Annotated in this window: 12 protein-coding genes; 9 read left to right on the plus strand and 3 right to left on the minus strand. The window is 66.2% G+C overall.

Going from position 1 to position 13,034, the window contains the following annotated elements; all coding sequences use genetic code 11:
* Positions 1–123: 123 nt before the first annotated feature.
* From A5747_RS06610 to A5747_RS06650, 9 genes are all read left to right on the plus strand, one after another.
* The gene (locus A5747_RS06610) at positions 124–1,689 is read left to right on the plus strand and encodes an NAD(P)/FAD-dependent oxidoreductase (protein WP_076122858.1); all 1,566 of its coding nucleotides are present in this window, start codon (positions 124–126) and stop codon (positions 1,687–1,689) included.
* Complete coding sequence (gene fdxA / locus A5747_RS06615) at positions 1,686–2,012, plus strand: ferredoxin (protein WP_076122859.1); 327 nt, start codon at positions 1,686–1,688, stop codon at positions 2,010–2,012. The genes A5747_RS06610 and fdxA overlap by 4 nt, the downstream gene beginning before the upstream one ends.
* Complete coding sequence (locus A5747_RS06620) at positions 2,012–2,914, plus strand: SDR family NAD(P)-dependent oxidoreductase (protein WP_076122860.1); 903 nt, start codon at positions 2,012–2,014, stop codon at positions 2,912–2,914. Before fdxA ends, A5747_RS06620 begins: the two co-directional genes overlap by 1 nt.
* Before the next feature lie 251 nt (positions 2,915–3,165).
* Positions 3,166–4,371: an MCE family protein gene (locus A5747_RS06625; protein WP_233147973.1), complete on the plus strand. Its 1,206-nt coding sequence runs from the start codon at positions 3,166–3,168 to the stop codon at positions 4,369–4,371.
* On the plus strand, positions 4,368–5,402 hold the full coding sequence (locus A5747_RS06630; RefSeq protein ID WP_076122861.1) for an MCE family protein: 1,035 nt from the start codon (positions 4,368–4,370) through the stop codon (positions 5,400–5,402). Before A5747_RS06625 ends, A5747_RS06630 begins: the two co-directional genes overlap by 4 nt.
* Positions 5,395–6,483, plus strand: a complete 1,089-nt coding sequence (locus tag A5747_RS06635; RefSeq protein WP_076122862.1) for an MCE family protein — start codon at positions 5,395–5,397, stop codon at positions 6,481–6,483. Before A5747_RS06630 ends, A5747_RS06635 begins: the two co-directional genes overlap by 8 nt.
* Positions 6,483–7,886 carry an MCE family protein gene (locus A5747_RS06640; RefSeq protein WP_083700190.1) on the plus strand — a complete coding sequence of 468 codons (1,404 nt, stop codon included), beginning with the start codon at positions 6,483–6,485 and terminating at the stop codon, positions 7,884–7,886. The genes A5747_RS06635 and A5747_RS06640 overlap by 1 nt, the downstream gene beginning before the upstream one ends.
* A gap of 14 nt (positions 7,887–7,900) precedes the next feature.
* Entirely contained in the window at positions 7,901–9,124 is a 1,224-nt protein-coding gene (locus A5747_RS06645) for an MCE family protein (protein ID WP_076122894.1), read from the plus strand.
* Positions 9,124–10,638, plus strand: coding sequence for an MCE family protein (locus A5747_RS06650; protein ID WP_076122864.1), 1,515 nt, complete (start codon positions 9,124–9,126; stop codon positions 10,636–10,638). The genes A5747_RS06645 and A5747_RS06650 overlap by 1 nt, the downstream gene beginning before the upstream one ends.
* An 11-nt stretch (positions 10,639–10,649) precedes the next feature.
* Here A5747_RS06650 and pth read toward each other — a convergent pair whose 3' ends face one another.
* The 3 genes from pth to A5747_RS06665 form a co-directional block, all read right to left on the minus strand.
* Positions 10,650–11,225, minus strand: a complete 576-nt coding sequence (gene pth, locus A5747_RS06655; protein ID WP_076122865.1) for an aminoacyl-tRNA hydrolase — start codon at positions 11,223–11,225, stop codon at positions 10,650–10,652.
* 12 nt (positions 11,226–11,237) lie between these two features.
* Entirely contained in the window at positions 11,238–11,912 is a 675-nt protein-coding gene (locus A5747_RS06660; protein WP_076122866.1) for a 50S ribosomal protein L25/general stress protein Ctc, read from the minus strand.
* A gap of 214 nt (positions 11,913–12,126) precedes the next feature.
* Entirely contained in the window at positions 12,127–12,996 is an 870-nt protein-coding gene (locus A5747_RS06665) for an oxidoreductase (protein WP_076122867.1), read from the minus strand.
* Between the last annotated feature and the right edge of the window lie 38 nt (positions 12,997–13,034).

Consider the following 13,034-nt stretch of genomic DNA (forward strand, 5'->3'; position numbering starts at 1 on the left):
CACACCGATCGGTCAGAGCTGACGTCTTCCAATTAAGTCAGTACTGACATATATTAAGGGGCGCCCGCGGCTCCTGTCGCGCGGAATGGCCTCGGAGACCGAGTCGGAGAAGGAGCAGGAGCGATGACGGACTATGACGCGATCGTGGTCGGCGCCGGGCACAACGGGTTGACCGCCGCGGCGATCCTGCAGCGCGCCGGCCTGCGCACACTGTGCCTGGAGGCCAACAGCTACACCGGCGGCATGGCCGCCACAGTCGAGCTGATCGACGGATTCCGTTACGAGATCGCGGGTTCCGTGCAGTTTCCCACCGCCCCGCAGATCGTCAAGGAGCTCGGGCTGGACACCCTGCCTACCGTCGACGCCGAGGTACAGTCGGTCAACCTCGGCGACGACGGCGAAGAACCGATGATCTTCTATCGCGACCCGATGCAGCTGATGACGCACCTCGCCGAGAAGCTCGGCGCCGACGCGGTCACGGGCATGGCCGAGATGATCGGGTGGAGCCAGGGGCCCGCAAAGGCGCTCGACCGTTTCGAGGTGCGCACCCCGCCCAAGACCCTCGACGAGATGTATGCCTGCGCGGCAAACGAATCCGAGCGCAGAGCCATCCACGAGGTGCTGTTCGGGACGGCGATGGACCCCATCGACCGCTTCCTGCCCGACAAGGACAAGCACGCCGTGCTGCGCGGGATGCTCGCGTTCCTCGCCATCAACTCCACCTACCGCGGGCCCTATACCCCGGGCAGCGCAACGTGTTTGGCGTTCGCGCTCGCCGTGCCGAACGAGAGCACGGCGATGATGACCAAGCTCGAGGGTGGCATCGGCGCGCTCTGCACGCACCTGCATGAGATGTTCGTCTCCCACGGCGGCGAGGTCAGGTATCGTGCCAAGGTCGAAAAGATTCTCGTCGAAAACGGCCGGGTGACCGGTGTGCGCCTGCGTGACGGCTCGCAGATCACCGCGCCGGTCGTGGTATCCAACCTGTCGCCCGATCTGACCCTCGTCGACCTGCTCGGCGCCGAGCATCTGCCCGCCGACCTTGTCGCGCGCCTTAGCGGGCGCGACCACCGGGCGTCGTTCGTCCAGATCCACTTCGCGCTCGACGGCTTGCCGGAATTCGCCCCGCCGTACGAATTTCTCAACGAACCGGGCATGCAGTCGTCCATCGGCATCTTCGGCTCACCGGAGGAACAGCAACGCCAGTGGGAGGAGTGCAAGAGGGGAATCATCCCCGACAACCCGTCGATGGGCATGCAGATCCCGTCGGTGCACGATCCCGCGATGGCCCCGCCGGGCAAGCACGCGGCCAGCGCGTTCGCCTATGCCTTCCCGGTCGAAGCCAATCGCGACCTGCATGGCCAGCTCAAGAACGTGATGGCGGAAAAGGTCATCGACAAGATCAGCCGCTACGCGCCCAACTTCCGCGACATCCAGATACGGCACATCACGTTTGCGCCGTACCACATGCAGACGATGTTCGCCGCGCCCTCCGGGGACTTCTGCCACGGCCTGCTGCATCCGGACCTGATGGGGCCCAACCGGCCCGGGCCCAAGGGCTTCCTGGACCTTCCCATCCCCGTCGAGGGGTTGTACCTCGGCGGCGCGGGATGCCATGGGGGACCGGGTATTACGTTCACGCCCGGCTACAACGCGGCGCACCAGGCGCTCGAGGACATCTCTCGATGACCTACGTGGTCGCAGAACCCTGTGTCGACCTGAAGGACAAGGCGTGCGTGGAGGAATGCCCCGTCGACTGCATCTATGAAGGCTCGCGGATGCTCTACATCCATCCCGACGAGTGCGTCGACTGTGGCGCCTGCGAGCCGGTGTGCCCGGTCGAGGCCATCTACTACGAAGACGATGTGCCCGACCAGTGGCAGCACTACACCCAAGTCAACGCCGACTTCTTCGGGCAGCTCGGCTCACCCGGCGGCGCTGCCAAAGTCGGTCCGTACGAACATGATCCGCCGGCGGTCACCGCACTGCAGCCAATGGAAAGGCAGGCATAGTGACACGACCCCTCGACGGCACGGTGGCCCTCGTCACCGGTTCGAGCCAGGGCATCGGCCAGGGCATCGCGCTGGAGCTCGGCCTGCAGGGTGCCACCGTCTGGCTCACCGCCCGAAGCGCCGCGGGCCTCGAGAAGACGGCCGAGCAGATCCGCGATCTGGGCGGCGCGGCGGTGGCCCGGCCCTGCGATCACGCCGACGACGCCCAGGTGGTGGCCGTCTTCGACGAATTGCGTCGGGAGGCGGGCCGACTCGATGTGGTGGTCAACGTCGCATCGCCGGACTTCACATCGATGGTGGGCCAACCGTTTTGGGCATTGCCCTTCGATGCGATCACCGACAGCCTGGCCGTCGGACCGCGCGCGAACTTTGTGACGTCGGCGCTGGCCGCGCCGATGATGATCGAGCAGCGGGGTGGGTTGATCGTCAACATCTCCTCGCACGGCAGTGAGGACTACATACTGTCGACGCCCTACGGGGCCGCCAAGGCCGCCATCGAGAAGATCACCCACGACACCGCGCTCGAGCTGCGCGAGCACAACGTGGCGGTGATCGGGTTGTGGCCGGGCTTGGTGCTCGCCGACCGCATCCTCGCCTTCGCCACCGAGGGTCCGTCGGGGTCGCGTCAGCTGTTCGGGCTCGACCTCGACATCTGCGAGTCGCCACGGTTTCCGGGTCGCGCGGTGGCCGCGCTGTTCACCGACCCGGACCGCATGGCCCGCACCGGCCGATCGTTCTTCGCCTCTCGTCTCGCCCGCGAATACGGCTTCACCGATGTCGACGGTCACCTGCCGCCGGAGGTGCGACTGCTGGTCGACTATCTCGGCGACGGCAATGTGCCCGAGTATTGGCAGCTGGTCGAGCGGTTCGGCCGCGGTTTCGCCGAGCCGAAGCCGGCCTGAGCGGCGAGGTCATCGCGTCGGCCGCTCCAGCCGAAATTTGTCAGTACTGACGTCTTCCAATTGAGTCAGCACTGACATATTCTGGCGTCAGCCCGCCGGGGTGGGTCGCCGGGATCATCGGACAAGGAGCTGCAGCGATGACGGATCAGCATGCGGTTCCCGAAGTGCGCGGTCGCGATGGCAACTAGCTCCGTGACCCTCTTGGTATCGCTGGCCGTCTACGTTGCCAACGGCAACTTCGACCTGTCCGGATGAGCGAATCGATGTTTGGTCGTGCCGTTCGTCCGATGCTCGGGCTGGTGACCCTCGCGACGATCGCGGGGATCGTCGCCATGACCACCAGCCTGTTCCGGGGCGACTTCTCCGAGAGCGTGGCGGTCACCGTGCTTTCGCCACGCGCCGGATTGGTGATGGATCCGGACGCCAAGGTGAAGCTGCGCGACGTGCAGGTCGGTACCGTCGCCTCCATCGAGGAGCAGCCGAATGGCCAAGCGGCCCTTCACCTGTCGATCGACCCGTCGAAGCTACGGCTGATTCCGGCCAACGTGCTCATCGACATCACCTCGACGACGGTGTTCGGAGCGAAGTTCGTGCAGCTGGTCCCACCGGCGGATCCCTCACCGCAAAAGCTGCACGCGGGCCAGGTCCTCGAGGCCAAGAACGTCACGGTGGAAATCAACACGGTCTTCCAGGAACTGACCTCGGTGCTGTCGAAGATCGAACCGGAGAAGCTCAACGAGACGCTCGGCGCGCTCGCCTCGGCGCTGGGCGGCCGCGGTCACAAGGTCGGCCAGATGCTTTCGGACCTGGATTCGTTTTTGGCCACGCTGGATCCCAGCCTTGCCAACCTCAGCCATGACGTCGCCGCCGCGCGGCAGGCGTTCACCGCCTACGCCGACGGTGCGCGCGACCTGGTCGAGGTCGCCGACAACGCGACACGGATAGGTCAGACCGTCGTCGATGAGCAAGGCAACCTGGATGCCCTGCTGATCAGCGCGATCGGATTGGCGGACATCGGAAACGATGTCGTGGGCGACAATCGGCACGGCCTGACCGATGTGGTTCATCTGTTGGTGCCGACCACCGATCTGGCCAACCAATACCACGAAGCGCTCAACTGCGCGGTGGCCGGCCTGGTGCCGATGGCCAAGAACCCGCCGCCGCCCGAACCCGGCGTGGTGGTCTCGGTCAGTTTCACACTCGGGATCGAACGCTATCGATACCCCGGCCATTTGCCGAAGGTTTCGGCCAAGGGCGGACCGCACTGCGCGGACCAACAGCTGCCGGTCGTGCCGCCCAACACGGCTCCGCCGTTCGTGGTCGCCGACGTGGGCGCCAACCCGTGGCAGTACGGCAACCAGGGCATCCTGCTCAACTCCGACGGGCTGAAACAACTGCTGTACGGGCCGATCGACGGGCCACCACGCAACTCCGCTCAGATCGGACAACCGGGATGAGCCACTCGGTGCGCGCGACCTTTCTCAAGTTCGGGGTCTTCTGCGTCGTGATGGCGACGCTGACCGCGTTTCTCTTCGTCATCTTCGGCCAGTACCGCACCGGCGCGACCAACGGCTACTCCGCGATCTTCTCGGACGTGTCGCGCCTGAAGAGCGGCGACTCGGTGCGTGCGGCCGGGATCCGGGTCGGCACGGTCGACAGCGTCGAATTGCGCCCGGACCAAAGCGTTTTGGTGAAGTTCGACGCCGACCGCGGCGTCGCCCTCACCAGCGGAACCAAGGCGGCGGTTCGCTACCTCAACCTCGTCGGCGATCGCTACCTCGAACTGGTCAACGGCCCCGGCTCGACCGGGATGCTGCCGGCCGGGGCGCAGATCCCGGTGGACCGAACCGCGCCGGCGCTCGACCTCGACCTGCTCCTCGGCGGCTTGAAACCCGTTATCCAAGGCCTCAATCCGCAAGACGTCAACGCGCTCACCGCATCGCTGGTAAAGGTCTTCCAGGGCGAGGGCGACACGCTCGACTCCGTATTTTCGAAAACATCGTCGTTCTCGAATGCGTTGGCCAACAACAACCAAACGATTCAGCAATTGATCGACAACATGCACTCGGTCCTCGCCACGCTCGTCAAGGACGGCGACAAGTTCTCGAACGCCATCGACCGGCTCGAGCGCTTGACGTCCGGACTCGCCCAAGACCGCGATCGGATCGGCGCTGCGATCGAATCACTGGACAACGGAACCGCGACCATCGCCGACCTGCTGCGAACCGCGCGGCCACCGTTGGCCGGCACCGTGGAGCAACTGGACCGGCTGGCTCCACTGCTGGATCAGGACAAGGACCGATTGGACGCCGCCCTGCAGCGGGCGCCGGAAAACTATCGCAAGCTCGCCCGGCTCGGGGCATACGGCAGCTTCATCCAGTTCTACATCTGCGGAATGTCCGTCCGGGTCACCGACCTGCAGGGCGAAACCGCTGTGTTCCCTTGGCTTAAGACACAAGGAGGGAGGTGCGCGGAACCCAATGCTTAAATACGGCGGCTCGCACCTGATCCGGTCGGGTTTCATCGGCATCGTCCTCGTAGCACTCATCATCGCCGTGGGCCTGCAGCCCGGGCGCCTGTTGTCGTTGGCGACCTCAGTCCGCTACCAGGCGTTGTTCTCCGAGGCCGGCGGGCTCGAGGTCGGCAACGACGTGACGACATCGGGTATCAAGGTCGGCACGGTGTCGGATATCGCGTTGCGCGACGGCGAAGCCTTGGTCACGTTTACCGTCAAGGGCAAGGTGCGGCTCGGATCGGACAGCACCGCGCACATCAGAACGGGCTCGCTGCTGGGGCAGCGGGTGCTCACCCTCCAGTCGGCGGGGGCTCGGCGACTGCGCCCGTCCGACCTCATTCCGCTCTCGCGCACATCATCGCCGTACTCGCTGACGGAGTCGGTCAGCGACCTGACGACCAACCTTGCCGGGACCGACACCGCGTCGCTCAACCAGTCGCTGGAAACACTGTCGGCGACGATCGACCGGGTCGCACCGCAATTGGGGCCGATGTTCGACGGCCTGATCCACTTGTCGGAGTCGCTCAACGGCCGCAATCAAACTCTCGGCGAGGTCCTCAAGAGCACCAGCACCGTGACCGGCATTCTGTCGCAACGCAGCCAGCAGATGAACACGTTGATCCTCAACGCCAATGCTCTGCTGGGTGTGCTGGCCCAGCGCCGCCAGGCGATCGTAGAACTCCTCGCCAACACCTCCGCGGTGGCCAAGCAGCTGTCGGGGCTGGTGCACGACAACGAACAAACCCTGGCACCGACGCTGCAGAGGCTCAACTCGGTAACCGCGATTCTGGAGAAGAACCGCGACAATATCTCCAAAGCCCTTCCGGGCCTGGCCAAGTTCGAGATCACCCAGGGCGAAGCGGTCTCCAGCGGGTTCTACTACCAGGCCTACGACCCCAATGTGATGCCGCCGCAGTTCGTGCAGCCGTTCCTCGACTACCTGTGGGGGTTCCGCCGGGGCAACATTCCCGGGCAGCCGCCCGACAATGCCGGCCCGCGCGCACTGTTCCCGTTCCCGTACAACGGGATTCCACAGCATCAAGGACCACGATGATGTCCCGGAACAAGCTAGTCGTGGCGCTGGCGACCGCGTTGATCGGGCTGGGCGTCGGCGGCGCGGCACTCCTTGTCTACCAGTCATTCTCGCACTCGAAGACGATCACGGCTTACTTCACCACCGCGACCGCGATCTACCCGGGCGATCAGGTGCGGGTCTCCGGTGTAAGGGTCGGCAAGATCACGTCGATCCACCCGGAGGGCGGCACGGTCAGGCTGACCATGAACCTCGATCGCGACGTACGCATCCCCGCCGACGCGAAGGCGGTGATCGTCGCCCAGAACTTGGTCGCGGCGCGTTATGTCCAGCTGGCCCCGGCATACCACCACAGCGGCCCGACGATGCCCGACGGCGCCGTGATTCCCGTAGAACGCACCGCGGTCCCCGTGGAGTGGGACGAGGTGAAGACCCAATTAACGCGCCTGGCCACCGAATTGGGCCCCAACAGCCAGGTGTCGGTGCCGTCGATGGCCCGGTTCATCGACAGCGCCGCCAACGCATTGAACGGTAACGGGGACAAGCTGCGTCAGACCCTGGCTCAACTGTCGGGGGTGGGACGGATCCTGGCCAACGGCAGCGGCAACATCGTCGACATCGTCAACCATCTGCAAGTCTTCGTCACGGCGCTTCGCGACAGCGACCAGCAGATCGTTCAATTCGAGAACCGGCTCGCCACGCTGACCAGCGTGCTCGACGACGGCCGCTCCGACCTGGACGCCGCGTTGACCGATCTCTCGAGCGCGGTCGGGGAAGTGCAACGATTCGTTTCGGGAAGTCGTAACCAGGTCTCCGAACAGATCCAGCGATTGGCAAACGTCACCACCAACCTGGTCGAGCACCGCACGGACCTCGAGAACCTCCTGCATGTGGCGCCGAACGCGTTCGGCAATTTCTACAACGCCTACAACCCCGACACGGGCGACGCCATCGGATCCATCGTGTTCAACAACTTCTCCAGCCCGGTGGAGTTCATCTGCGGGCAGATCGCGGCGATCGAAAACGTCACCGCGGGCGAGAGCGGGAAGCTGTGCGCCGAGTACCTGGGTCCCGCGCTGCGATTGCTGAATTTCAACTATCCACCGATCCCGTCGAGTCCGTTCCTGATGAAGTCGGCCAACCCCGACAGCATCATCTACTCCGATCCCCGCCTGGCGCCCGGCGGCGAGGGGCCGCCTCCGGGGCCGGCGGAGACGCCGCCGGCGGTGTCCGCGTACACGGGGCTGCCCGGTGACACGCCGCCGGCGGCACCGCCACCACCGCCGTTGGGTCGCATACCCGGGCTGGCGCAACCCGACCCGCCACCGACCACCGCCACAGGGACTGTGCCGCAAGCACTCCCGGCACCCGCACCGGCGAGTTGGCAGGACCTGTTGCTCCCATCAGGAAGGCCGGGCCCGTGAGCCGGTTGCGGTCGATGGTCCGCGCATACCTGATCGGCTCCTGTGTCCTGCTCGGCGTGACCGGATGCGCGTTCCAAGGGTTGAACTCACTACCGCTGCCGGGCGCGGTGGGGCGAGGGCCTGGCGCCACCACCTACCGCGTCGAGGTGGCGAACGTCGGGACGCTAGAGGCGAATTCGCCGGTGCTGCTCAACGACGTCGTCGTCGGCAGCGTCGGCAACCTGACCTTCCGCGACTGGCACGCCGACGTGCTGATCTCGGTGAAACCCAACGTCGTCGTGCCCGCGAACGCGGTGGCCCGCGTCGGGCAGACCAGCCTGCTGGGATCGATGCATCTCGAGCTGAACTCGCCGCTGGGTGAAGCGCCACGAGGCCGGCTGCAGTCCGGAGCCACGATCCCACTGGACAGGTCGGCGACCTACCCGTCGACGGAGCAGACGCTCTCGTCGCTGTCGGCCGTGATCAACGGCGGGGGATTGGGCCAGATCGGCGACATCATCCACAACTTCGGCGCCGCCCTGTCCGGGCATGAAAGCCAGGTCCGGGATCTGCTGACCCGATTCGACGACTTCGTCGGCACGTTGGATGCCCAGCGCGACAACCTCATTGGTTTCATGGAGGAACTGAACCGCCTCACCGGGACGCTCGCGGGACAGCGCGACGTGATCACGCAAGCGCTGCGCAAGATACCGCCCGCCCTGGACGTGCTGATAGCCGAGCGGCCACGCATCACGACGGCACTGGACAAGCTGCGCGTTTTCAGCGACACCGCAACCGGTCTGGTCAACGACACGCAGGCCGACCTGGTGCGCAACCTGAAGAACCTGGAACCGGCCATCAAGGCCCTCGCGGATATCGGCCCCGACCTCGGTACCGCCCTCGCCTACGCCCCCACCTTCCCCTATGGCCAGAATCTAATCGACCGGGGCGTCCGAGGCGACTACATGAACATGTACCTGATCGCCGACCTCACGCTGCCGCGGCTCAAGCGAACATTGCTGCTCGGCACCCGGTGGGGTCAACCGGGCGCGAGACTTGTTCCGGCACCGGGAGATCCGTCGTATCTGAACTACACCTATGCGCCGCCGGGCGTGGGCGCGACACCCCCGCCGGCGAGCGTGCCCACCGATCGCGTTCCCGCGCCGGCGCCGACACCGGATGGGGTGAGCCAAGCGCGGCCACTGTCCGGCATTCCGCTCCCAACCGACTTCCCGCCGAAAGATGAGGCCGGCGGCTGATGTTGACGCGTTTCGTCCGAATCCAACTGACGGTCTTCACGATCTTGTCGATCATCGGCATCCTCTCGATGGTCCTCGTCTACGTCCAGGCGCCGACCCTGCTCGGCATCGGCCGCATCACTGTGCGGCTGGAATTGCCGTCCGGCGGAGGGATATACAGGTTCTCCAACGTCACCTACCGCGGCGTGCAGATAGGCAAGGTCACCGCGGTCGACGTGTTGTCGAACCACGTGGAGGTGACGCTCTCGCTCGACACGTCGCCGCGGATTCCCACCGACCTGCGGGCGGAGGTGCGCAGCGTCTCCGCGGTCGGGGAGCAGTACGTGGATCTTCGACCCCGCGCCGAGGTCGCGCCCTACCTCAAGGACGGCTCGGTGATTCCCCTTGAGAAGACCTCGGTTCCCCAGCCGGTGGGGCCGATGCTGGACAGGGTCAGCGCGCTGATAAACAGCATCCCCAAGGACAAGCTCGGCGCGTTGCTCGACGAGTCATTCAAGGGGCTCAACGGCGCGGGCTACGATCTGGGCTCCCTGCTCGACTCGTCCGCTCAGGTGGCCGGTGATCTCAAGCCTGTCGCCGATCCGACCCGCGCCCTGGTCGATAACGCTGTGCCGCTGCTGGATTCACAAGCGAACACGACCGACTCCATCCGGACCTGGGTGCACAGCCTGGCCGGCGTGACGCGCACGGCGGTGGCCGACGACCGACAGCTGCGAACGCTGCTGCGGAGCGGCCCGGGCGCCGTCAACGAAGTTTCTCGCCTGCTCGACCAGATCAAACCGACGCTGCCCGTCCTGCTGGCGAACCTCACCACCGTCGGTCAGGTGCTGGTGACCTACAACCCGTCGCTGGAGCAGCTGCTGGTGTTGCTGCCGCCGGCAATCGCCGCGCTGCAGTCCGCCGGACTCTCGGCGAACAACGCGACCGGACAGGCGATGGGCGAGTTCGCGATCAGCATCGGCGATCCGCCGCCATGCACCGTGGGTTTCCTGCCACCATCCTCATGGCGCTCGCCCGCCGACACCACCACCATCGACACCCCGGACGGGCTGTATTGCAAACTCCCGCAGGATGCCCCGATTTCGGTCCGCGGGGCCCGCAACTATCCGTGCATGGGCAACCCGGGTAAACGCGCGCCGACCGTGCAAATCTGTGACAGCGACAAGCCGTACGAGCCGCTCGCCATGCGTCAACATGTGCTCGGCCCGTATCCCCTCGACCCGAATCTGCTGTCGCAGGGCATCCCCCCCGATGGTCGCGTTACGGCCGACGAGCACACCTTCGGTCCGGTCGAAGGGACGCCCCTGCCGCCGGGTGCCTCGCCGTCGGGAACACCGCCGGCAGGGGCGGCTCCGAGTTCGTTGACGACGGCCGAGCCAAAACCATTGGTGGGGTTCGCCGGATACGACCCGCGCACCGGCAAATACATGACGCCCGACGGCCAGTTGTTTCGGCAATCCAACGTGATCTCCGATGCGGCGCCCAAGTCGTGGAAGGACATGCTGCCCACCTGAAGTGGACGCGCCTACCAAGCGTGGATGCGGTTTTGCGCGGGCTCCAGGCCCAGGTCGATGAGCAACTCGGTGGCGTCGGCCGCCTGCTCGCAGATCGTCGGGACTTCGGGGCGCTCGGCGGCGCTGAAGTTCTCCAGCACGAAAGCCGCCGGGTCCTTGCGTCCGGGCGGACGGCCGATCCCGATGCGTACCCGCTGAAAGTCCTTGGTGCCCAAGGCCGCCACCACCGAGCGCAAGCCATTGTGGCCGCCCTCGCCGCCGCCGATCTTGAGCCGGATGCGACCGAACTCGAGGTCGAGGTCGTCGTGGATGACGATGATGTCCGCGGGTGCCACCGAGTAGAACTTGGCCAGCGGCCCGATCTGGCGGCCGGATTCGTTCATGTAGCAGCGCGGCTTGGCCAGCAGGATCGAGCGGCCGGCCAACCGGCCGCTGACGACCTCCGCGCCAGAACGCTTGTGCGCCTTGAATTTCGCGCCCAGCCGGGCGGCGAGCAGGTCGGCGACCATGAACCCCAGGTTGTGCCGCGTGCGGGCGTAGTTGTCTCCGGGGTTGCCCAGGCCGACCACCAACAACGGCTCGGCCATCTCGCGAGCCGCCTACTCGGACTCGGCGGCGGGCGCCTCGGCTTCGCCGGCCTCTGCTTCTTCTTCTGCCGGCGCTTCCGGCGCTTCTTCGCCCTCGGCGACCTCGCCCGCGCCCTCTTCCTCGAGGTCCTCGGCGGTCGGCGCGACCACAACGTTGACCACGAGCATCTCCGGGTCGGAAATCAAGTTGACGCCCGAGGGCAGGGAGATCTGCCCGGCGGTGAACTGGGTGCCGGGTTCGGCGCCCTCGACGGACACGGTCAACTGCTCGGGAATCGACAGGGCGTCGGCCTCGATCTCGATGGTGCTGGTGTCCTGGGTGACCAGAGTGCCGGGGACCGCGTCGCCCTCGACGACGACTCGGACCTCGACGACGACCTTCTCGCCGCGACGCACGACGAGCAGGTCGGCGTGCTGAATGGTGCGGCGGATCGGGTGGATGTGCAGCGCTTTGGTCAGCGCCAGCTGTTCCTTACCGGCGATGTCGAGGGTGAGCACCGCGTTGGTGCCGGAATGCCGCAGGACGGCCGCGAAGTCGTGCCCGGGCAATTCGAGGTGCTGCGGGTCGGCGCCGTGACCGTAGAGGACGGCCGGAATCTTGCCGTCGCGCCGGGCTCGGCGGGACGCGCCCTTGCCGGTTTCGGTTCGCACCGTCGCCGTGAGTTGATTGACTGCCGACTTGGCCATCGTGTCGCTCCTGTGTGCTCTAGTTCTGGGCACGGCCAGGATCGCGACAATCTGTCGGTCCCCGTCGATAACGGTGCTGGTTAGACGGCCAGCCACCCTCGCCGTGACGCCCGGTCAGGTTATCGCATGGGCACGTCAGAGCGGAAATCGATGAGTGTGCTCTGAGGGCGCCGTCAGCGCACACTCGCAGCCCTCGGCGCACACTCGGCACGCCTCAGAGCGGAAATTTGGTGCCGGTGAGCTGCTCGGACAGCTCCCAGAGCGCGGCGGCGACGGCCGCGTCTCGCGCCCGGCGGCTGCGCCCGACCGGTTGGCTTCGGCCGACATAGCCGAACCGCGGGCCGACGAACGCGTTTCCCGGCACGTCCTGCGACGCCGCGTAGAGCGTCTGCCGAGCGCCGAAGTCGGCGTTCGTGGCAAATACCCGGGTGGCGGCCGACATCAGCGCGTCGCCCAGCTTGCGGCCCGAGGCGCCCTGCAGGTTGGTGTGCGAATAACCCGGATGCGCCGCGACCGCGCGCAGCGGTGAACCGGCGGCCTCGAGCCGTCGCTGCAGCTCGCTGGTGAACAAGAGGTTGGCGAGCTTCGACTGGCTGTAGGCCAGCCACGGCGAGTACCGCCGGGTCTTGAAGTGCAGGTCGTCGAAGTTGATCCGCCCCGCCCAGTGCGCCATCGAAGACACCGTGACGACCCGGTCGGTCAGTTTGGGTAACAACAGGTTGGTCAGCGCGAAATGGCCGAGATGATTGGTGCCGATCTGGCCCTCGAAGCCGTCGACGGTCAACGCGTAGCCCGCGGCCATGATGCCGGCGTTGTTGATCAGCACATCGGCCTTGTCGATCCCGTCGGCGAACTGCCGCACCGAGGACAGGTCCTGCAGATCGAGTGGGCGCACCTCGACCTCGCCGCGCATCCGCTGCGCGGCGGCCGCACCTTTCTCGGTGTTGCGCACGGCCATCACGATCTTGGCGCCTTTCGCGGCCAGCTCGCGCGCCGTCACCTCGCCCAGCCCGCTATTGGCCCCGGTGATGATGACGGTGCGCCCGGCAAACGAGGGGAGGTCTGCGGCGGTCCAGTCGGTCATGGCTGACAACAGTAGTGACGGGTGCGCAGCGAGATTGC

The sequence above is a fragment of the Mycobacterium sp. IS-836 genome (assembly GCF_001954275.1).
Classification (GTDB): domain Bacteria; phylum Actinomycetota; class Actinomycetes; order Mycobacteriales; family Mycobacteriaceae; genus Mycobacterium.